Origin of the sequence: Weissella uvarum, assembly GCF_016908785.1 — a bacterium.
GTDB lineage: Bacteria > Bacillota > Bacilli > Lactobacillales > Lactobacillaceae > Weissella > Weissella uvarum.
In genome coordinates this window covers 293,479-313,935 of the sequence record NZ_JAFBEO010000001.1, presented here as the reverse complement: position 1 = coordinate 313,935, position 20,457 = coordinate 293,479, and the positions used below count along the sequence as shown (strand labels likewise).

Below are 20,457 nucleotides of genomic sequence, written 5' to 3'. Positions count from 1 at the left end.
TTTAATTTATACATTACGATGTAGCAGACGCTCGCTAATATCAGTTAAGATATCTTTAGATTGTCCTTCTGGGAACTGATCAAGTAAATCTAATGCTTTATCAGTGTAATCAACGGCTAACTCAGTTGCTTCATCAAAAGCGCCTGATGTATGCACAAGATCCGCTACTTTTTGACTTTCGGCATCTGTGATTTTTTCACGGTGATTTAGAATGTCTTTTACTTGAGGACTGCGTTGAATGGCGAAAATTAATGGCGCTGAATAAATACCCTCACGCATGTCATTCAAAGTTGGCTTACCTAATGTTTCGCTATCATCACGATAATCTAGTAAATCATCTAAGATTTGGAAAGCCATACCTAGATTGTAAGCAAAGGCAATGGCTTTTGGTTCGAGTGCTTTATCTGCTTCGGTCTTGTCTTGATTGGTTGATAGACCTAATTGTGCAGCTAATTCAAACAAGGCCGCAGTCTTACCAGAAATTTGTTCAAGATAGGTCTCGATGGGTAAGTCTAATTGATAATAATGGGAGCGTTGCATCAATTCCCCATTTAGAATTTGTTCTAAATAGGTGGTTGCTTTTCGTCCGGTCTCTAAATCGTGCGTATGATTTGCTAACGTGCTAAACGTTGCTGAAAAAAGATAGTCTCCCGCGTAGACAGCAACATCCTGACCAAAGCGTGCTTGGATTGAAGGATGGTGTCGGCGAGTGGATGAACTATCAATAATGTCATCATGTACTAACGTGGCAGTATGTAGCATTTCCACGGTCGCAGCTAAGTGGACAAGGTCATCATGGTTATTGGTTGTGAGTTGCCCGATTAATAGCGTTAATGCAGGTCTTAATAATTTACCGCCGGTGGTCATCATCTCAATCAAGGCGTCTTGCACTTCTGCATTTTTAGCATTGATATGAGTTTGGATGACATCTAGTACTTCCCGTAGGTCTGATTGTACAGATGGGAAATCATTCCAAATGGCGTTTAGTTGAATAGAATTATCTTGCATTGATAATCGAACTCCTTTGGTTCTAAGTGATATTGTTATGCTTACTCGCCATAAATACTAGTTTAATCCATTACAAATAAAAAGTCAGGTGAAATTTCGAAATGTTTCACATTAAATCACTTTTCTTCCTATATAAAGGAATATAATTTATTTGGTAAGGAAACGCTATCATCATAAATTTGAAAAAACCGGATAACAACTTTAGTTAAACGATTTGAATTTATCTGATAAAAAGCTTGTTATTTAGGCTGATATTGTGTATTATATTCAAGTACGCTAATTGACTGGGCACTTACCCAGTACAATAGTGTCTAAAAAACACACAGCGATGATGTGGGAGGTTGCGACACACCCGGCAGCATTGCCACGAGATCCAGGCCATGGAATCTTGATGGGGTGTCGGTAGTTTCCACGGAGTTAGTTTCATATTCCAATATGGACGAAGGGAGAATTTTTATCATGGCAAATAAGAAGATTCGTATCCGTTTGAAGGCATACGAGCACGAAATCTTGGACGCATCTGCAGAAAAGATTGTTGAGACGGCAAACCGGACTGGTGCTGAAATTTCAGGTCCAATTCCATTGCCTACAGAACGTACACTTTACACGGTGTTACGTTCACCACATAAGAATAAGGATTCACGTGAACAATTCGAAATGCGCACACACAAGCGTTTGATCGATATCATGAATCCAACTTCAAAGACAGTTGATGCTTTGTCAAAGCTTGAATTGCCAAGTGGTGTTGATATTGAAATCAAGTTGTAATTAACATTACAAACTCATTTTGCCTGGTTAAGCATTTAACTGACCAAAAATAATAGATTACATTTATAAAGGAGATAGTCATGACTACTAAGGGTATCTTAGGCCGCAAAGTCGGCATGACTCAGGTATTCACTGAGAATGGTGAGCTTATTCCAGTTACTGTGGTTGAAGCAACGCCAAACGTCGTACTCCAAGTTAAGACTTTGGAAAACGATGGTTACAGCGCAATTCAACTTGGTTTGGAAGACAAGCGTGCCGTTTTGAGCAACAAACCTGAGCAAGGTCACGCCGCTAAGGCAAACACGACCCCTAAGCGCTACATTCGTGAAATCCGCGACGCTGAGGGAGAATACAATGTTGGGGATGAAGTTAAGGTTGATATTTTTGCCGAAGGTGAAGCTGTTGACGTAACTGGAATCACAAAGGGTCATGGTTACCAAGGTAACATTAAGAAGGATGGACAAGGACGTGGACCTATGGCTCACGGTTCTCGTTACCACCGTCGCCCAGGTTCAATGGGTGCCATTATCAATCGTGTGTTCAAGGGTAAGAAGTTGCCTGGACGCATGGGTAACCACAAGCGTACTGTTCAAAACCTACAAATCGTTCGCGTTGATACTGAAAACAACGTGATCTTGATCAAGGGTAATGTACCTGGTGCCAACAAGTCACTTGTTACTGTTAAGAACTCAATCAAAGCTAAGTAATAAGGACGAAAGGAGGAATATAACATGACTAAGATTGCTTTAATGAAGCAAGACGGTTCAAACGCCGGTGAAGTTGAATTAAACGACGCCGTATTCGCCGTTGAGCCTAATAACAGCGTTATTACTGATGCTGTTTTGATGCAACGTGCATCAATGCGTCAAGGAACTCATGCTGTTAAGAATCGTTCAGCTGTTTCTGGTGGTGGTAAGAAGCCATGGCGCCAAAAGGGAACTGGACGTGCCCGTCAAGGATCAATCCGTTCACCACAATGGCGTGGTGGTGGAATTGTCTTCGGACCTACTCCACGTTCATATGCCTACAAGATGCCTAAGAAGGCATACCGTTTGGCGTTGAAGTCAGTGTTATCACAAAAGGTTCAAGATTCAGATTTGGTTGTTGTCGATGCATTGTCATTTGACGCGCCAAAGACTAAGGAATTCAAGAACGTTTTGAATAACTTAAACGTAGATGGTAAGACGTTGGTCGTTTTGGACGATAACAACACAAACGCAGCTTTGGCAGCACGTAACTTAGAAAACGTGACTGTTATGACTGCTAAGGGTGTTAACGTTCTTGACGTCATCAACAATGATAAGTTGGTTGTTGTACAATCAGCTTTGGCACAAGTTGAGGAGGTTTTGGCATAATGGACGCACGCGATATCATTTTGCGCCCGGTCATCACTGAACAAACGATGAACGTTTTGGATGAAAAGCGTTACACGTTTGAAGTTGATGTTCGCGCCACAAAGCCACAAATCAAGCGCGCTATTGAAGAAATTTTCGACGTAAAGGTTGAAAAGATCAATACAGCAAACGTACGTGGTAAGCTTAAGCGTCAAGGACGCTATACTGGTTACACTAAGAAGCGCAAGAAGGCAACTGTTAAGTTGACTGCAGCTTCTAAGGACATTCAATTGTTCAACGAAAACTAATTAGGAGGAACTTAGCGTGGCTATCAAGAAGTATAAGCCAACCTCTAATGGTCGTCGTAACATGACGAGTTCTGATTTTTCAGAAATTACAAAGACGACGCCAGAAAAGAGCTTGTTGGAATCAAAGTCAAACACAGGTGCTCGTAATTCTTACGGACACATGACTGTTCGCCATCGCGGTGGTGGACATAAGCGCCAATACCGTGTTGTGGACTTCAAGCGTACCAAAGATGATGTTCCAGCTAAGGTTGTTGCGATCGAATACGATCCAAACCGTTCAGCTAACATTGCTTTGTTGCAATACACAGACGGTGTGAAGTCATATATCTTGGCACCAAAGGGATTAGAAGTGGGTATGACTGTTCAATCTGGTCCTGATGCTGACTTTAAGGTCGGAAATGCATTGCCATTATCACTTATTCCTGACGGAACTCAAATTCACAATATTGAATTGAAGCCTGGTAAGGGTGGACAACTTGTTCGTTCAGCCGGTGCATCAGCTCAAGTTTTGGGTCGTGAAGGAAAGTACGTATTGGTTCGCCTGCAATCTGGTGAAGTACGTATGATCTTGGCACAAAACCGTGCCACAATTGGAGTTGTTGGTAACGAACAACACTCATTGATCAATTGGGGTAAGGCTGGACGTCGTCGTTGGAAGGGTCAACGTCCACACGTTCGTGGATCTGTAATGAACCCTAACGATCACCCACATGGTGGTGGTGAAGGTAAGGCTCCTGTTGGTATGCCATCTCCATTGTCTCCATGGGGTAAGAAGACTGCTGGTAAGAAGACTCGTAACAAGAACGCACAATCATCTAAGTTCATTGTTCGTGGTCGTAAGAGCAAGTAGTCTTAATATCTTGAATATTAAGCAACTTATAAGCAAACGAGAGGAGGACTCAAAATGGGTCGTAGCCTGAAAAAAGGACCATTTGCTGATGCCAGTTTGATGAAGAAGGTTGAACAAGCCAACGAATCAGATAAGCAAACTGTAATCAAGACGTGGTCACGTCGTTCAACAATTTTCCCTAGCTTTATCGGATTAACTTTCGCCGTTTATGACGGACGAAAGCACGTACCAGTTTTGGTTCAAGAAGATATGGTTGGTCACAAGTTAGGTGAATTCGTCCCAACGCGTACATTCCGTGGACACGCTGCAGACGATAAAAAGACGCAACGTAAGTAATTAGGAGGACAGTACAATGGCTGAACAAGTTACGTCAGCACGCGCCACAGCGAATATCGTTCGTGTCGCTCCACGTAAGGTCCGCTTAGTGCTTGACCAAGTGCGTGGAAAGTCAGTTGCAGAAGCATTTGCGATTTTGGAATTTATGCCAAATCACTCTTCTGCAGACGTATATAAGGTATTAAACTCAGCAGTTGCAAACGCTGAGAACAATTTTTCACTAGATCGCGAAGATTTGGTAGTTGCAGAAGCTTACGCAAACGAAGGACCAACGCTAAAGCGTTTCCGTCCACGTGCTAAGGGTTCTGCCTCACCAATCAACAAGCGTACAAGCCACATCACGATTGTGGTAAAAGAAAAGTAAGGAGGATTGAGTCATGGGTCAAAAGATTAACCCAACCGGTTTCCGTGTCGGAGTCATTCGCGACTGGGATGCTAAATGGTACGCAGACAAGAAGAATTATGCAGATAACTTGCATGAAGACCTTGCATTGCGTAAGTATATCGAGACTAAGTTGGCGGATGCATCAGTTTCACGTATCGAAATTGAACGTACTGCTAACCGTGTTAACATCTCAATCCACACTGCTAAGCCAGGTATGGTTATTGGTAAAGGTGGATCAGAAGTTGATGCATTGCGTAGCGAATTGTCAAAGATGGTGGCAAAGGGTGAACGCGTACACATCAACATCATTGAGATTAAAAAGCCTGATTTGGACGCCCACTTGGTAGGTTCACAAATCGCTGGCGACTTGGAACGCCGTGTGGCATTCCGTCGTACTATGCGTGGAGCTATCCAACGTGCAATGCGTGCCGGTGCCAAGGGTATCAAGGTACAAGTTTCTGGACGTTTGAACGGTGCAGATATTGCTCGTGTTGAACAATATACTGAGGGTACAGTGCCTTTGCACACATTGCGTGCAGACATTGATTACTCATGGGATGAAGCAGCAACAACATACGGTCAACTAGGTATTAAAACTTGGATTTACCGTGGTGATGTTTTGCCAGAGAAGAAGTCAAAGAAGCAAGGAGGCGAGTAACAAATGCTAGTTCCAAAGCGTGTTAAGTATCGTCGTCCACATCGTGGCCACATGCGTGGTGAAGCTAAGGGTGGTAAGACAGTAACATTTGGTGAGTTTGGACTACAAGCCCTTGACTCACATTGGATTACAAATCGTCAAATCGAGGCGGCTCGTATTGCCATGACACGTTACATGAAGCGTGGTGGTAAGGTTTGGATTAAGATTTATCCACACTTGTCATACACTTCTAAGGGTGTCGGTGTTCGTATGGGTAACGGAAAGGGTACTCCCGAAGGTTGGGTTGCCCCAGTCAAGCGCGGTACAGTAATGTTCGAAGTTGGTGGCGTTGCTGAAGATGTTGCCCGCGAAGCCTTGCGTCTCGCATCTAACAAGTTGCCTGTCAGAACTAAGATTTTGACTCGCCAAACGGAGGGTGAATAATGAAGACTAAGGACTTACAAGAAGAAATCAAGGGTCTCAGCCAAGCTGAGTTGGTTGCCAAGGAAAAGAGCTACAAGGAAGAGTTGTTTAACTTGCGTTTCCAATTAGCTACTGGTCAACTTGAGAACACGGCTCGATTGTCTGAAGTGCGCAAGCAAATTGCTCGTATCAAGACTGCGATTCGTCAAGAAGAATTAAACAAGTAGACTAAGAGAGGAGACCGGTATGACTGAAGATCGTAACGCACGTAAAGTTTATCAAGGACGCGTGGTTTCAGATAAGATGGATAAGACAATTACTGTTGCCATTGAAACTTACAAGAACCACCCAGTTTATGGTAAGCGTGTTAAGTACACGAAGAAGTTTAAGGCTCACGATGAGAACAACGAAGCTAAAGAAGGTGACATCGTACGCATCATGGAGACGCGTCCAACGTCAGCTACAAAGCGCTTCCGTTTGGTAGAAATCGTCGAGAAGGCCGTTATTATCTAATCGTTAATCTCGAATCTAACCAATAACGGAAGGAGGATAAAATCGTGATTCAACAAGAGAGTCGTTTAAAGGTTGCTGACAATTCTGGTGCCCGCGAAATTTTGACTATCAAGGTTTTGGGTGGTTCAGGCCGCAAGTTTGCTGGTGTCGGCGACATGATCGTTGCAACTGTAAAGCAAGCAATTCCTGGTGGAACTGTAAAGAAGGGTGACGTCGTTAAGGCCGTTATCGTTCGTACTGTATCATCAATTCATCGTGCTGATGGTTCATACATCAACTTTGATGAAAATGCCGCTGTTATCGTTAAAGATGACAAGAGTCCTGTAGGTACTCGTATCTTCGGACCTGTTGCGCGTGAATTGCGTGACAATGATTACATGCGTATTGTGTCATTGGCACCTGAAGTATTGTAATTACCATCATTAAATCTAAGGAGGAAGCCTCGCATGTTTGTGAAGACTGGTGACAAGGTTAAGGTTATCGCCGGAAAGAACAAGGGCATGGAAGGATCAATTGTTAAGACATTGGCCGACCAAGACCGCGTTGTTGTTGAAGGTGTCAACATGGTTAAGAAGCATCAAAAGCCAAATAACCAATATCCACAAGGTGGAATTATCGAGCAAGAAGCTCCTATCCACGTTTCAAACGTACAATTGCTTGACCCTTCTACTAACGAACCAACAAAGATTGGTTACAAGGTTGAAGATGGTAAGAAGGTACGTTTCGCTAAGAAGTCTGGAAAGACTTTAGCTTAATATTTAGGTGAAAGGAGGAAATCATTATCATGGCAAGTCGTTTAAAGGAAAAGTACACTAACGAAGTAACACCTTCATTAGTGGAAAAGTTTGATTACTCATCAATCATGCAAGCTCCAAAAATCGAAAAGATCGTTTTGAACATGGGTGTTGGTGACGCTGTCTCAAACTCAAAGAACTTGGATGAAGCTGTTGCCGAACTAGAATTGATTGCTGGTCAAAAGCCAGTTATCACTCGCGCCAAGAAGTCAATCGCTGGCTTCCGTTTGCGTGAGGGTATGGCAATCGGTACTAAGGTTACTTTGCGTGGTGAGCGTATGTATGACTTTTTGGATAAGTTAATCAACGTTTCATTGCCACGTGTTCGTGACTTCCGTGGAGTTTCACCAAAGGCCTTTGATGGTCGTGGAAACTACACGTTGGGAATTCGTGAACAACTTATTTTCCCAGAAATTGATTACGATGCTGTTAATCGCGTTCGTGGATTGGACATTGTTGTTGTTACAACTGCCAACACTGACGAAGAAGCACGTGAATTGCTTACTCAAATGGGTATGCCTTTCTCAAAGTAATCTTTAACTGATTTACAGTAATTAATAATAGGAGGCAAACATCAATGTCAATGACTGACCCAATTGCAGACTTTTTGACTCGCATTCGTAATGCGAACATGGTTCGTCACGATTCAGTAGAAGTACCTGCATCAAAGATCAAGATGGACATCGCCGAGATTTTGAAGAACGAAGGCTTTGTTCGCGACGTTGAATACATCGAAGATGACAAGCAAGGTGTCATCCGTGTCTTCCTTAAGTACGGTTCTGATAAGACTCGCGTAATTTCTGGTTTGAAGCGTATTTCAAAGCCAGGTCTACGTTCATACGTCAAGGCAGACGAAGTACCTAAGGTGTTAAACGGATTAGGTATCGCAATCATCTCAACTTCTGAAGGTGTTATCACCGATAAAGAAGCGCGCACCAAGGGTATTGGTGGCGAAGTATTAGCTTACGTCTGGTAATAAATAAAATCTAACAAGGAGGTGTCTACTCATGAGTCGTATTGGTAATAAAACAGTTGTGTTGCCTGAAGGTGTAGAAATTACACGTGACGGAAACACTGTTACTGTTAAGGGACCAAAGGGTGAGCTTTCACGCGAAATCGCTCCCGAAATCCAATTCACAGTAGAAGGTAACGAAGTTACTTTCACACGTCCTTCTGATGAAGGTCGTATCAAGGCACTTCACGGAACCACTCGTGCCAATGTTGCAAACATGGTTGAGGGTGTTACAAATGGCTTCAAAAAGACTTTGAAGCTAGTTGGTGTTGGATACCGTGCAGCCAAGCAAGGAGACAAGCTTGTGTTGAACGTTGGTTATTCACATCCCGTTGAATTTGAAAACCGTGAAGGCTTAGAAGTTGAAGTACCTGATACTTTGACAATCATCGTTAGTGGAATCAACAAGCAAAACGTTGGTGATTTCGCTGCTGAAATCCGTTCAGTACGTGCCCCAGAACCTTATAAGGGTAAGGGTATCCGTTACGAAAACGAATACGTTGCACAAAAGGAAGGTAAGACTGGTAAGTAATCTAAACAACATGTTTAGCTGGAATGACAACGTTTCCAGATTTACTTATTTGGTATATCTTTCAAATATTTGAAAAAAGAGGTTACGAACAATGATTACGAAGTCAGACAAGAACAAAGTGCGTCAACACCGACACACACGTGTTCGTGGAAAGATTTCTGGTACTGCTGAGCGCCCACGCTTGAACGTTTACCGTTCTAACAAGAACATCTACGCGCAATTAATTGATGACGTAGCGGGTGTGACGCTTGCTAGTGCCTCAACTTTGGACAACTCAATTGAGAAGGCGCCAAAGACTGAACAAGCTGCTAAAGTTGGTGCTTTGATTGCTGAACGCGCCAAGGCTGCTAACATTGAAGATGCTGTATTTGATCGTGGTGGTTACTTGTACCATGGTCGTGTGCAAGCATTGGCTGAAGCAGCTCGTGAAGCTGGCTTGAAGTTCTAGGGAAGGAGGAAACAAAATGGCTTATATCGATCCAAAAACGCTCGGAGAGCTTGAAGAAAATGTTGTAGCCATCAACCGTGTTACTAAGGTTGTTAAGGGTGGACGTCGTCTACGTTTCGCAGCTCTTGTAGTTGTTGGTGACCACAACGGACACGTTGGTTTCGGAACTGGTAAGGCACAAGAAGTGCCAGAAGCTATCCGTAAGGCTGTTGACGACGCAAAGCGCAACTTGGTTGCTGTCCCAATGGTTGGTACGACCCTTCCTCATGATGCTCTAGGTGTTTACAGTGGTGGACGTGTTTTGCTTAAGCCCGCTGCTGAAGGTTCTGGAGTAGCTGCCGGTGGTGCTTCACGTGCCATCATGGATTTGGCTGGAGTTGCCGATGTGACTGCTAAGTCACTTGGTTCAGCTACCCCAATTAACGTTGTTCGCGCAACTTTTGAAGCAATTAAGTCTTTGAAGAACGCTGAAGAAGTTGCTGAAATGCGTCAGGTCTCACTTGAGCACTTGGCAGATTAAGGAGGCAGAAAATGACCGATCAAGTAAAGGTTACACTTGTTAAGAGTGCTGCTCACCGTAAGCCAAATCAGCGCGCGATTGTTAAGTCACTTGGTTTGAACAAGGTGAACTCATCAGTCGTATTGCCTGACAACGCAGCAACGCGTGGTGCACTATTTAAGATTGCTCACCTAATTACTGTTGAAGTAGTTAAGTAGCTAATAGATTGCTTTGAAGGAGGTACAACCCTAATGAAGCTTAATGAACTCCAAGTATCTGAAGGTTCACGTCACGTTCGCAACCGTGTTGGACGTGGTTTGTCTTCAGGAAATGGTAAGACCGCAGGTCGTGGTCAAAAAGGTCAAAAGGCTCGTGGTAAGGTACGTATGGGCTTTGAAGGTGGACAAATGCCTTTGTTCCGTCTTAAGCCAAAGCGTGGATTTACTAACATCAACCGCAAGGATTACGCTGTCGTAAACCTTGACGCGTTGAACAAGTTCGATAACGGAACTGAAGTTACACCAGCATTGTTGGTTGAATCAGGAATCGTTAAGAACGAATTGAACGGCATTAAGATCTTAGCTAATGGTCAACTAGACAAGTCTTTGACTGTTAAGGCTAATAAGTTCTCAGCTGCAGCAGTTTCAGCAATTGAAGCTGCCGGTGGTAAAACTGAGGTGATTTAATGCTAAAAACCGTGTTCCAATCACTTAAGGAAAAGGACATCCGTAGTAAGTTGTTCTTTACTTTAGCGATATTGATTGTATACAGAATAGGTGCACAGATTACGATTCCTGGAATCAATCCGTTAGCCCTACAAGACGTTGCATCTTCTGGACTCGGCAGCATTTTGAATATGTTTAGCGGTGGTGGTCTTACAAATTATTCATTGTTCGCAATGGGAGTCTCACCATACGTTACTGCACAAATCGTGGTACAGCTCCTTCAGATGGATATTGTGCCACGTTTTGTTGAATGGTCAAAACAAGGTGAAGTTGGTCGGCGAAAGCTGAACCAGGTGACCCGCTATTTGACGATTGTCCTAGCATTCATCCAATCAATTGGAATTACTGCTGGGTTTAATCAACTAAGTCAAGTGAATCTTGTTAGCACCCCCAACACGCAAACATACCTCCTAATCGGGTTTATTCTAACCGGTGGGACGATGTTTGCTGTTTGGCTTGGGGACATGATTACAAATCACGGACTTGGGCAGGGTGTCTCAATGTTGATTTTCGCTGGTATTATCGCAAGAGTGCCAGCTTCTGTATATAAGTTGTTCAGAGAACATGTCATTGTGAGTGCCGACCAAGCGCGAGGTTGGGCATTTATGATTGGGGTCCTCATCCTATTTTTGGTTGTGGTTGCGTTTATTACTTGGTTTAACCAAGCGATTCGTAAGATCCCAATGCAATATACGCGACAAGCGAAGGGTTCTGGTAATACGTCTTATCTACCTTTGAAGGTCAATGTTGCTGGTGTGATTCCTGTGATTTTTGCATCGTCATTATTGGTGACCCCGCAAACAATTTTGCAATTGTTTGCCACTAAGTTTGGCGATTCAGCTTGGTATACAACGGTGATGCAATTCCTTGATATGAATACTGTACAAGGTGGATTGCTATATACCGCATTAATTGTTTTGTTTACGTTCTTCTACGCTTTTGTTCAGGTTAACCCTGAAAAGGTGGCGGAAAACTTGCAAAAGCAAGGCAGTTATATCGTGGGTGTTCGGCCTGGTAAGGCAACCGAAAGCTGGTTATCTGGACTTTTGATGCGTTTGTCAGTTGTTGGAGCACTATTCTTAGGATTTGTGGCTTTGGCCCCTATCCTAGCGACCTATGCCTTTGGCTTAGATAGTCAACTTGCTATGTCTGGTACATCAATCTTGATCGTTATCGGTGTTGCAATTGATTTGATTCGTCAGTTGGAAGGTCTATTAATGAAGCGTCAGTATGTTGGTTTTATTCAAGAAGGAGTCAAAGCAAAATGAGCAAGAATATCGTATTGCTAGGTTTACCTGGCGTAGGTAAGGGTACTCAAGCTGCAAAGATTGTTGAAACTTACAACTTGCCACATATTAGTACTGGGGATATGTTCCGTGAAGCTATGGCAAACGAAACAGAACTTGGTATGAAAGCAAAGTCTTATATGGATGCTGGTAATCTTGTTCCTGATGAGGTTACAAACGGTATCGTAAAAGAACGGTTAGCTCAAGATGATACAAAGAATGGATTCATCCTTGATGGTTATCCACGTAACATTGAACAAGCTGAAGCTTTAGAACAAATGTTAGCGGAGCAAGGTCGCAAAATTGATGCGGTCTTGTACTTCACTGCTGATAACGATGTTCTAGTTCAACGAATGATGGCTCGTGGTCGGGCTGATGATACTCCAGAGGTCATCCAAAATCGTTTGAACGTCAATGGTGAGTTGACAGAACCTATTGCTGATTTTTATGCGGAAAAGGGTGTCTTACACAAAGTCGAAGGTGATCAACCATTAGATGATGTGTTCACCGATGTTGAAGCAGTATTGGATAACTTGGAAGCGTAATTCGAAATTATCATATTGAATTCATTGGATTCACTGTGATATAATAACGTGTTACGTTCTCCAATGTCACACTAAGGAGGCAGCAACGTGGCCAAAGATGTTATTGAAATTTCAGGCATTGTAAAAGAGACTATGCCTAATGCCATGTTTACCGTTGAATTGGAAAACGGGGCGACAATCTTAGCTCACGTGTCAGGTAAGATTCGAAAGAACTTTATTCGTATCTTGCCAGGTGATCGTGTGACGGTAGAAATGTCGCCATATGATTTGACTAAGGGTCGTATTACGTATCGTTATATTAAATAATTGACGATCAAAAATCCAAGGGAGGTAAATATTATGAAGGTTCGTCCATCTGTAAAGCCTATGTGCGATCACTGTAAAGTGATTAAGCGTAACGGTCGTGTTACGGTGATTTGCTCTGCAAACCCAAAGCACAAGCAACGTCAAGGTGCTTAATTGCATTCTTGAAACAAATAAACTATATAGGAGGTAATCGTAATGGCTCGTATTGCTGGTGTTGATTTGCCTCGCGATAAGCGTATCGTGATTGCATTAACATATGTATACGGAATCGGTAATACTACTGCAGAAAAAATTCTTTCTGAAGCTGGTGTTTCTGAAGACGTTCGTGTTCGTGACTTGACTCCCGACCAAGAAGACGCCATCCGTGCCGTCGTAGACGGTATCAAGGTGGAAGGTGACTTGCGTCGTGAAGTCTCAATGAACATTAAGAACCTAAAGGAAATTGGATCATACCGTGGTCTACGTCATCGTCGTAACTTGCCTGTTCGCGGACAACATACGAAGAACAATGCACGTACTCGTAAAGGCCCAGCTGTTTCAATTGCAGGTAAGAAGAAGTAATTAAATTTGTCAGAAAGGAGATCACTTGATTATGGCAGGTCGTACAAATCGTAAGCGTCGTGTAAAGAAGAATATTGAAAGTGGTGTAGCTCACATTCACGCAACATTCAACAACACGATTGTCATGATTACTGACGTTCAAGGTAATGCAGTATCATGGTCATCAGCTGGTGCTCTTGGATTCAAGGGTAGCCGTAAGTCAACGCCATTTGCTGCGCAAATGGCAGCTGAAGCCGCTGCAAAGGCAGCTATGGAAAGTGGCATGAAGACTGTTGAAGTAACTGTCAAGGGTCCTGGTTCAGGACGTGAGTCAGCTATTCGTGCGTTGGCCGCTGCTGGTTTGGAAGTAACAGCAATTAAAGATGTTACTCCAGTGCCACACAACGGTTCACGCCCACCAAAGCGTCGTCGTGTCTAATTGTTAGTGCAACTAGTTAGCGCACAATGCTTTGAAAGGGGTAACAAACAGTATGCTTGAATTCGAAAACCCAAAGATTACACTGGTTGAAGAGGATAGTAATTACGGTAAGTTTGTGGTTGAGCCGCTTGAACGTGGTTACGGAACTACTTTGGGTAACTCCCTACGCCGTGTATTGTTGTCTTCATTGCCCGGTGCGGCAATCAACTCAGTACAAATTGATGGCGTTTTGCATGAGTTTTCAACAGTCGAAGGGGTTGTTGAAGACGTAACGCAAATCATCTTGAACCTTAAAAAGGTTTCAATGCGTATCGATAGTGATGATGAGAAGACGCTCGAAGTAAATGTTAATGGACCTGCAACAGTCACAGCCGGCGATTTAGTTGGTGATGCTGATGTTGAGGTTCTAAATAAGGATCAATACATTGCAACTGTTGCTGCTGGTGCTACTTTGCATATGACTGTGACTGCTGTTCGTGGTCGTGGTTATGTTTCTGGTGACCAGAATAAGGAATTGCATGAGGATACGCCAATTGGTGTTCTAGCAATTGATTCAATCTTTACCCCAATCGAACGCGTAAATTATCAAGTTGAGGAAACTCGTGTGGGTCAACGTAATGACTTTGATAAGTTGACAATGGACATCTGGACTGATGGTTCACTTACAGCAACAGAAGCTATTTCTCTTGCTGCACGTGTTCTTTCTGATCACTTGGCACCATTCGTTGAACTTTCAGAACGTGCTGTTGAAACACAAGTTATGGTAGATAAGGAAGAAGCGACAACCAGCAAGCATGCTGAAGTGCCAATTGAAGAATTGGACTTGTCGGTTCGTTCATATAACTGCCTAAAGCGTGCCGGAATCAACACTATTCAAGAGTTAACTGATCGTACAGAAGCTCAAATGATGACTGTTCGCAATTTGGGACGTAAATCACTTGACGAAATCCAAGACAAGCTCGAAGCGCTTGGTTTGGGATTCCGCAAGGAAGATTAAATTAAATAAATAGAATTCCAAGAAAAGGAGGATACACTCATGGGATACCGTAAGTTGGGACGTACTAGCTCACAACGTAAAGCTATGTTGCGTGACTTAACAACTTCATTGTTGATTAATGGTCGTATTGAAACGACTGAAGCTCGCGCGAAGGAAGTTCGTCGTACAGCAGATAAGATGATTACACTTGGTAAGCGTGGTGACTTGAACTCTCGTCGTAAGGCCGCTGCTTACTTGCGTAACGTCGTTGCTGACGTACAAACGACCGAAGATGACAAGGTTAAGATTCAAGACGCAGTGCAATACTTGTTTGACAATGTTGCACCACGCTTTGAAGGCCGTGCGGGTGGTTACACTCGTATCTTAAAGTTGGACCAACGTCGTGGAGACGCTGCACCAATGGTCATCTTGGAATTGGTTGACTAATATTTGTTTATTAGTTAATTAGTTATAATTAACAATGGAATCTCTCATATCTTTGAGTATAAACCGTTACGATGATGGTATTTTTACCAAGTCTAGGTTGAATGGTGTTTAACATCGCGCTCTCTGATGTGTGAGGTTTTTTTGTATACATAGGTATTTTGAAGCCTTAGATGTGTCATGCTATTAGCATGTGGCGGTTGTGATCATGACAGTGGACTAGGTAGGAGACTAATGCGCTAGTTGGGTTTGATGCATGGAATCTGATTAATTTCGTATCATTATGCTTTGGTGCGGTGTGATAAGGATTGACTGAAACATGAAGTAGTTTAGTGACTGATCAGGTTATTTGATTCAATTTGGTCTCTGATGTAGAAAGGGTATCAGCTAAGGCCGATAGATAAAGTTATCAGCATAAAAAAGGAGCTATCCATAGTAGATAGCTCCTTTTTTATTTAGCTTATTAATGATGGCTGTAGTGACGTGCAAGCATATCTCCAATAAATTGAATCAACACAATGAAGAGCAAAATTAAGATGGTTGCTACCCACATCACATCGTTTTGGAAGCGTTGGTAACCAGTCACAATGGCAGTAGTTCCAAGACCGCCAGCACCAATCGCACCGGCCATGGCAGTTAGTCCCACCAAACTAATCATAGTAACCGTTGAAACACGAATCAACTCTGAACGGCCTTCACGAAGATAAACGTCAAAGATAATGTCTGAATCACTAGCACCAAAGGCTCGAGCTGCTTCAACCTTACCTTCTGAAACGCTTGATAAGGCGACTTGAACTTGACGAGCGTAAAAGGGGAAGACACCTAATGACAATGGCACCAAAGCTGCGGTGGCCCCAATGGTCGAGCCAACAATGAATTGCGTTAGAGGTGAGAAAATAACGACCATGATGATGAATGGAATCGCACGGCCAACAGAAACAACTTTGTCGAGAATTTGGAAAAGGATGCGATTAGGTGTAATTCCTTTTTCATCAGTCATGACCAATCCAATCCCGAAAGCCAATCCAATTATGCCACCAAAGAAAGCGGCACCAAGAGTCATATAAAGGGTTTGGCCAATAGCGGTACCCCAGCCAGAATCGCCGCCCCAACCAAGTGAATAAACGCCAGGGAGATTTGTTTCAATCCAATTTAACATATTAATTTACCTCCTTTGGGTCGAGTTCAGTTACTTGTACACCATGATCAATCAAACTGGTAATTGCTGTATTGATACCTTGGTCTTCACCCTTGAAGACCGCAATGGCTAAGCCAACCGGTGTTTGCGTTAAAATTTCCATATTAGAATATAGAATGTTGGTTGTTACGCCGTAATCAGCATAGATTGTTGATAGTAGTGGTTGGGCTGTATCATTTCCCACGTAGTTAATTTGGACGAGACGCTCATCAGCACTAAGTGGTTGCGTTGCAAGTAATTCACGCACCTTAACAAGGGCTTCATCACGATTTGTGGCCGTATTAATGAAGTCTTTAGTCAATTGTTGTTGTGGATTGGTGAAGATTTCAAGTAGGGTACCACGCTCGATAATCCGGCCATCTTCCATAACCGCCACTTTATTCGCAATTTCTTTGATGGCTTGCATCTCGTGAGTAATCAAAACAATTGTTAAACCTAATTCTTCATTCAAATGCTTCAAAATTTCAAGAATTTGGACCGTGGTCTTAGGGTCTAAAGCAGAAGTTGCTTCATCGGAAATCAAAATTTCAGGGTCGTTTGCCAAAGCTCGGGCAATTGCGACTCGTTGCTTTTGACCACCAGAAAGTTGTGAGGGGTAGTTAGAACTGCGATCAGCCAAGCCTACCAAGTCCAACAAATGGTTGATCTTAGCATGCTTGTCTTTCTTTGATAACTTACTGTGCTTCAATGGTTGGGCAATGTTATCAAATACTGTTAACTCATCCATTAAGTTGAAATGTTGGAAAATCATGCCGATTTTCTTACGACTATCACGTAATTCATCTTCTGAAAGGCTTTCCATATCAACGCCATTGACCTTAACTGATCCTTGTGTTGGCTTTTGTAGTAAATTAATTGTTCGAACTAACGTTGATTTACCGGCACCAGAGTAACCGACGATTCCATAAATATCGCCTTTCTCAACCGTTAAACTTTCATTTTGTACCGCAACGATAGTTTTGTCTTTTTGTTTGAAAGACACATTGATATCTTTTAATTCAATAACTGCCATAGTAGTCTCCTTTATGTTTTAGTTATGTATTAACCCAGGCCGAAAGCCTGGAGTTAAAGTTACTGAAATTTGCGATCCCAAGCTGGGATAACTGTGTCTCCGAATTCATGCTTAATTTCTTGCTTAGTGGCCTTTGATTGGTAAGCCTTAACAACCTTCTTGTAAGCGTCGTCGTTGGCCTTGCTCTTCTTAGCCGCGATGACGTTAACCCACTTCTTTGAATCCTTGTTTAATGGTTCAACATAAATGGCTGACTTCAAATTAATCTTGGCTTCTTGAGCGTAGTTTGTGTTAATGACAGCGCCTTGTACGTTCTTTGAACGGTAGGCATTGGCCACTTGATCCGCTGATAGTTCCTTAAACTTCAAATCAAGTTTGTTTTGCTTAATATCTTTCGTTGTTGGTAACTTATCATTTTTCAACTTTAGCACACCAGCGGATTGAAGAATTTGAAGGGCCCGACCTTCATTAGTTGGGTCATTTGGTAGGGCAATGGTGTCGCCCTTCTTAAAGTCGGTAACTTTCTTAGCTGAGTTAGCATACACCCGCATTGGTGAAATGCTGGTATCACCGATGGCCTTAACCTTATTACCATTGTGCTTGTTCCAATCACTTAAGAAGTACTTGTGTTGGAAGGCGTTCAAATCAATTGAACCATCAGCAACAGCTTTATTTGGTTGATTATAATCTGTGAAAGTCTTGGTTTTCACGTTGATGTTGTATTTATCTTTGGCGGTCTTAGCAACTTCCTTCCAAAGCTTTAAATCATCTGAACCAACTAAACCAACCGTAACTGTTTTTTCTTTACTATCAGCGTGGATAGGTGTTGCAGCGATAGGACTCAAGGTTGAGACAGCGATAATAGAAGTTGCGGCTAATGTACTAAACTTAATGAAATTTGACATATAAAATCTCCTTTGTGATTCTAATTCCGACAGCGACTGACAAACCATTGAGGCTAAAGTAGGACAATAAAAAAATCCGTTTCTATAGATACCTGTTATACAGATACTTATAGAAACGGATCTCCGTGTTACCATTCTACTTTATCTAAAAGATTGCTCTTTTAGACCTCGGCAACGAGCGGGCAGGGAGCGAAATGATGCTATGCCGATTCGTGTGTCTTGTAACGTAGACCATCACGTCATTAACTTACAGTCTTGCTGCTCATTAATGCCAATCACAGGCCATTTTCAACGTGAACAATGTGTAACAACTCCCACCAATGTTGTTTTCTCTGAGCCACATGTTTCAGGTTTACTTTCCTGCTCAACTTGTTTGCTTATTTCCTTGTCCAGTATATTAGCCGATATTATTTAGGGTGTCAACAAATTTATTCAAAAAAATTTACAAATTGATTTTTAATCTTTTTGTGCAAGCGCTTTATTAATTCAGATAGTTCGTGCTTTGCTTTTGGGGATATGTGGTACAATATTGATTAATTAGATGTTTAGACTATAATAATGCAATTTTAATGGAGAATTCTAATGACTCAAAAGTATTCAGATGACAGTTTGGCTTTACATACAGATGCCTATCAGCTTTCAATGATGCAAACATATTTTCTAAAAGGGATTCATGAACGAAAAGCTGTATTTGAAATGTATTTTCGTAAAATGCCCTTCGAAAATGGGTATGCTATTTTTGCTGGCTTAGAGCATATGTTGGAATTCTTACAGGATTTGCATTTTTCAGAAACTGACATTGCTTATTTACATGAGAGTGGCGAATTTGATGAACGTTTTATTGATTATCTAGAAAATTGGCGCTTTAAAGGTACTGTTCGGGCGCCTTATGAAGGTGAAGTTGTTTTCAATAATGAACCAATTGTTCAAGTTGAGGGAACGGTTTTCGATGCTCAATTAATTGAAACACCTTTGTTGAATATGGTTAATTACCAAACTCTAATCGCTACAAAGGCTGCCCGGATTCGGACGGTCGTGGGAGATCAAGGTTTGCTTGAATTTGGTACGCGCCGGGCTCAAGAAATTGATGCAGCTTTGTGGGGAACTCGGGCCGCTTACATCGGTGGATTTAATGCGACTTCAAATGTGCGGGCTGGAAAGTTATTTAATATTCCAATTTCAGGGACCCATGCACATAGCCTCGTTCAAACTTATCGTAGCGATTATGATGCCTTTAAGGCCTATGCTGAAACACATCATGATGTGGTCTTCTTAGTAGATACGTACGATACTTTACGTTCCGGTGTGCCTGCAGCTATTCGAGTAGCGGATGAATTTGGAGATAAGATTAACTTCCAAGGTGTTCGAATTGATAGTGGTGACATGGCCTATCTATCAAAGGGGGTGCGCCAACTATTGGATCGGGCCGGTTATCCTGATGCTAAAATTTATGCATCGAACGACTTGGATGAAGAAACGATTACCAGCTTGAAGCGTCAAGATGCAAAAATTGATGTCTGGGGAATTGGTACGAAGTTAATTACTGCTTATGATCAGGCTGCTTTGGGTGGTGTTTATAAGATGGTCTCAATCGAAAACGAGCGTGGTAACATGGTTGATACGATTAAGATTTCTGGTTCAGCTGAAAAAATTTCAACACCAGGTAAGAAGCAAGTTTGGCGAATTACCTCAAACAAGGATGGTAAGTCACAAGGTGATTATGTTGCGCTTGCTGACGAAGATCCCCAAAACTTACCAGAAGGTTTGTATATGTTCCACCCCAACTATACGTATTTGAATAAGACCGTGAAGGATTATACTGCACGACCAATTTTGCAGGATATGGTTGTCGATGGTGAAGTCATTTATCAATCACCTGAGGTAAAGGATATTCGTCAATACTCAATGGATAGTTTGAAGAGCTTATGGTCAGAATACCGTCGCGATTTGAACCCACAAGAGTATCCGGTGGATTTGTCAAAGAAGGCTTGGCAACATAAGATGGACTTAATTGATGAGATTCAAGGTTACGTCAAAGATGTGACAGCTAACAATGAGGAAATGAATCGCTTCTAATTAGAAACGCATAAGGTGTTATTTGAATGTTTTGGGTGTAAATCCACTTCGAATGACACCTTTTTGTATGGTGTGTCATTCTGACGTAAAATAAAGGCAAACCGATTTATAGCGGTGTGATTATAATGATAATGAAAGTTAGCAATTGCTAAAATAAG

The 20,457-nt window shown here is 42.3% G+C and carries 33 protein-coding genes; 29 read left to right on the top strand and 4 right to left on the bottom strand.

All coding sequences use genetic code 11. The features are described 5' to 3' along the window. Positions 1-6: 6 nt before the first annotated feature. On the bottom strand, positions 7-1,008 hold the full coding sequence (locus JOC36_RS01590; RefSeq protein WP_205144754.1) for a polyprenyl synthetase family protein: 1,002 nt from the start codon (positions 1,006-1,008) through the stop codon (positions 7-9). Positions 1,009-1,467: 459 nt separating this feature from the next. Here JOC36_RS01590 and rpsJ point away from each other — a divergent pair, with 459 nt between their 5' ends. From rpsJ to rplQ, 28 genes are all read left to right on the top strand, one after another. Further along, positions 1,468-1,776 (top strand): 30S ribosomal protein S10, encoded by a 309-nt coding sequence (gene rpsJ / locus JOC36_RS01585; RefSeq protein ID WP_205144753.1) that lies wholly within the window; start codon positions 1,468-1,470, stop codon positions 1,774-1,776. Positions 1,777-1,856: 80 nt separating this feature from the next. Then, positions 1,857-2,483, top strand: a complete 627-nt coding sequence (rplC, locus tag JOC36_RS01580) for a 50S ribosomal protein L3 (RefSeq protein WP_205144752.1) — start codon at positions 1,857-1,859, stop codon at positions 2,481-2,483. Between the two features lie 24 nt (positions 2,484-2,507). After that, the gene (gene rplD, locus JOC36_RS01575; RefSeq protein WP_205144751.1) at positions 2,508-3,131 is read left to right on the top strand and encodes a 50S ribosomal protein L4; all 624 of its coding nucleotides are present in this window, start codon (positions 2,508-2,510) and stop codon (positions 3,129-3,131) included. After that, positions 3,131-3,418 (top strand): 50S ribosomal protein L23, encoded by a 288-nt coding sequence (rplW, locus tag JOC36_RS01570; protein WP_205144750.1) that lies wholly within the window; start codon positions 3,131-3,133, stop codon positions 3,416-3,418. Before rplD ends, rplW begins: the two co-directional genes overlap by 1 nt. Positions 3,419-3,434: 16 nt before the next feature. Then, the gene (gene rplB / locus JOC36_RS01565) at positions 3,435-4,268 is read left to right on the top strand and encodes a 50S ribosomal protein L2 (RefSeq protein ID WP_205144749.1); all 834 of its coding nucleotides are present in this window, start codon (positions 3,435-3,437) and stop codon (positions 4,266-4,268) included. A 54-nt stretch (positions 4,269-4,322) separates the two neighbouring features. Then, positions 4,323-4,604 carry a 30S ribosomal protein S19 gene (rpsS, locus tag JOC36_RS01560; RefSeq protein WP_205144748.1) on the top strand — a complete coding sequence of 94 codons (282 nt, stop codon included), beginning with the start codon at positions 4,323-4,325 and terminating at the stop codon, positions 4,602-4,604. 16 nt (positions 4,605-4,620) lie between these two features. Beyond that, positions 4,621-4,968, top strand: coding sequence for a 50S ribosomal protein L22 (gene rplV / locus JOC36_RS01555; RefSeq protein ID WP_205144747.1), 348 nt, complete (start codon positions 4,621-4,623; stop codon positions 4,966-4,968). Between the two features lie 13 nt (positions 4,969-4,981). Then, positions 4,982-5,647, top strand: coding sequence for a 30S ribosomal protein S3 (gene rpsC / locus JOC36_RS01550; protein WP_205144746.1), 666 nt, complete (start codon positions 4,982-4,984; stop codon positions 5,645-5,647). Between the two features lie 3 nt (positions 5,648-5,650). Beyond that, positions 5,651-6,070: a 50S ribosomal protein L16 gene (rplP, locus tag JOC36_RS01545; RefSeq protein WP_205144745.1), complete on the top strand. Its 420-nt coding sequence runs from the start codon at positions 5,651-5,653 to the stop codon at positions 6,068-6,070. Further along, complete coding sequence (gene rpmC, locus JOC36_RS01540) at positions 6,070-6,276, top strand: 50S ribosomal protein L29 (RefSeq protein WP_205144744.1); 207 nt, start codon at positions 6,070-6,072, stop codon at positions 6,274-6,276. Before rplP ends, rpmC begins: the two co-directional genes overlap by 1 nt. A 19-nt stretch (positions 6,277-6,295) precedes the next feature. After that, entirely contained in the window at positions 6,296-6,562 is a 267-nt protein-coding gene (gene rpsQ, locus JOC36_RS01535) for a 30S ribosomal protein S17 (protein ID WP_057745184.1), read from the top strand. A gap of 44 nt (positions 6,563-6,606) precedes the next feature. Next, the gene (rplN, locus tag JOC36_RS01530) at positions 6,607-6,975 is read left to right on the top strand and encodes a 50S ribosomal protein L14 (RefSeq protein WP_205144743.1); all 369 of its coding nucleotides are present in this window, start codon (positions 6,607-6,609) and stop codon (positions 6,973-6,975) included. Between the two features lie 33 nt (positions 6,976-7,008). Then, on the top strand, positions 7,009-7,317 hold the full coding sequence (gene rplX, locus JOC36_RS01525; RefSeq protein WP_205144742.1) for a 50S ribosomal protein L24: 309 nt from the start codon (positions 7,009-7,011) through the stop codon (positions 7,315-7,317). Between the two features lie 29 nt (positions 7,318-7,346). Beyond that, positions 7,347-7,889, top strand: a complete 543-nt coding sequence (rplE, locus tag JOC36_RS01520; protein ID WP_205144741.1) for a 50S ribosomal protein L5 — start codon at positions 7,347-7,349, stop codon at positions 7,887-7,889. A 44-nt stretch (positions 7,890-7,933) separates the two neighbouring features. Further along, positions 7,934-8,332, top strand: a complete 399-nt coding sequence (rpsH, locus tag JOC36_RS01515; protein WP_205144740.1) for a 30S ribosomal protein S8 — start codon at positions 7,934-7,936, stop codon at positions 8,330-8,332. A 31-nt stretch (positions 8,333-8,363) separates the two neighbouring features. Further along, positions 8,364-8,900, top strand: coding sequence for a 50S ribosomal protein L6 (rplF, locus tag JOC36_RS01510; RefSeq protein ID WP_205144739.1), 537 nt, complete (start codon positions 8,364-8,366; stop codon positions 8,898-8,900). 91 nt (positions 8,901-8,991) lie between these two features. Next, positions 8,992-9,348 carry a 50S ribosomal protein L18 gene (gene rplR, locus JOC36_RS01505; RefSeq protein ID WP_205144738.1) on the top strand — a complete coding sequence of 119 codons (357 nt, stop codon included), beginning with the start codon at positions 8,992-8,994 and terminating at the stop codon, positions 9,346-9,348. Positions 9,349-9,364: 16 nt separating this feature from the next. Then, complete coding sequence (gene rpsE / locus JOC36_RS01500; protein WP_205144737.1) at positions 9,365-9,868, top strand: 30S ribosomal protein S5; 504 nt, start codon at positions 9,365-9,367, stop codon at positions 9,866-9,868. Positions 9,869-9,879: 11 nt separating this feature from the next. Continuing rightward, the gene (gene rpmD, locus JOC36_RS01495; RefSeq protein ID WP_022791519.1) at positions 9,880-10,065 is read left to right on the top strand and encodes a 50S ribosomal protein L30; all 186 of its coding nucleotides are present in this window, start codon (positions 9,880-9,882) and stop codon (positions 10,063-10,065) included. A 33-nt stretch (positions 10,066-10,098) separates the two neighbouring features. Further along, complete coding sequence (gene rplO, locus JOC36_RS01490) at positions 10,099-10,533, top strand: 50S ribosomal protein L15 (protein WP_205144736.1); 435 nt, start codon at positions 10,099-10,101, stop codon at positions 10,531-10,533. Continuing rightward, a complete protein-coding gene (secY, locus tag JOC36_RS01485; protein ID WP_205144735.1) occupies positions 10,533-11,840 on the top strand; it encodes a preprotein translocase subunit SecY in 1,308 nt (435 codons plus the stop codon). Before rplO ends, secY begins: the two co-directional genes overlap by 1 nt. After that, a complete protein-coding gene (locus tag JOC36_RS01480; RefSeq protein WP_205144734.1) occupies positions 11,837-12,403 on the top strand; it encodes an adenylate kinase in 567 nt (188 codons plus the stop codon). Before secY ends, JOC36_RS01480 begins: the two co-directional genes overlap by 4 nt. An 87-nt stretch (positions 12,404-12,490) precedes the next feature. Further along, the gene (gene infA / locus JOC36_RS01475; RefSeq protein WP_057745217.1) at positions 12,491-12,709 is read left to right on the top strand and encodes a translation initiation factor IF-1; all 219 of its coding nucleotides are present in this window, start codon (positions 12,491-12,493) and stop codon (positions 12,707-12,709) included. A 33-nt stretch (positions 12,710-12,742) separates the two neighbouring features. Next, entirely contained in the window at positions 12,743-12,862 is a 120-nt protein-coding gene (gene rpmJ, locus JOC36_RS01470) for a 50S ribosomal protein L36 (RefSeq protein ID WP_205144733.1), read from the top strand. A gap of 42 nt (positions 12,863-12,904) precedes the next feature. After that, positions 12,905-13,270, top strand: coding sequence for a 30S ribosomal protein S13 (rpsM, locus tag JOC36_RS01465; RefSeq protein WP_205144732.1), 366 nt, complete (start codon positions 12,905-12,907; stop codon positions 13,268-13,270). 31 nt (positions 13,271-13,301) lie between these two features. Next, positions 13,302-13,688, top strand: coding sequence for a 30S ribosomal protein S11 (gene rpsK, locus JOC36_RS01460; protein WP_205144731.1), 387 nt, complete (start codon positions 13,302-13,304; stop codon positions 13,686-13,688). Positions 13,689-13,740: 52 nt separating this feature from the next. Next, a complete protein-coding gene (locus JOC36_RS01455; RefSeq protein WP_205144730.1) occupies positions 13,741-14,685 on the top strand; it encodes a DNA-directed RNA polymerase subunit alpha in 945 nt (314 codons plus the stop codon). Between the two features lie 39 nt (positions 14,686-14,724). Beyond that, the gene (gene rplQ, locus JOC36_RS01450) at positions 14,725-15,111 is read left to right on the top strand and encodes a 50S ribosomal protein L17 (protein ID WP_205144729.1); all 387 of its coding nucleotides are present in this window, start codon (positions 14,725-14,727) and stop codon (positions 15,109-15,111) included. A 460-nt stretch (positions 15,112-15,571) separates the two neighbouring features. Here rplQ and JOC36_RS01445 read toward each other — a convergent pair whose 3' ends face one another. From JOC36_RS01445 to JOC36_RS01435, 3 genes are read right to left on the bottom strand one after another with little or no spacing between them, the layout of a single operon-like run. Next, positions 15,572-16,267, bottom strand: a complete 696-nt coding sequence (locus tag JOC36_RS01445) for a methionine ABC transporter permease (RefSeq protein ID WP_205144728.1) — start codon at positions 16,265-16,267, stop codon at positions 15,572-15,574. 1 nt (position 16,268) lies between these two features. Beyond that, a complete protein-coding gene (locus JOC36_RS01440; protein WP_205144727.1) occupies positions 16,269-17,318 on the bottom strand; it encodes a methionine ABC transporter ATP-binding protein in 1,050 nt (349 codons plus the stop codon). 59 nt (positions 17,319-17,377) lie between these two features. Further along, entirely contained in the window at positions 17,378-18,223 is an 846-nt protein-coding gene (locus tag JOC36_RS01435; RefSeq protein WP_205144726.1) for a MetQ/NlpA family ABC transporter substrate-binding protein, read from the bottom strand. A 582-nt stretch (positions 18,224-18,805) separates the two neighbouring features. On the opposite strand from JOC36_RS01435, the gene JOC36_RS01430 reads away from it, so the two are divergent. Then, positions 18,806-20,299, top strand: a complete 1,494-nt coding sequence (locus JOC36_RS01430) for a nicotinate phosphoribosyltransferase (RefSeq protein WP_205144725.1) — start codon at positions 18,806-18,808, stop codon at positions 20,297-20,299. Positions 20,300-20,457 lie beyond the last annotated feature (158 nt).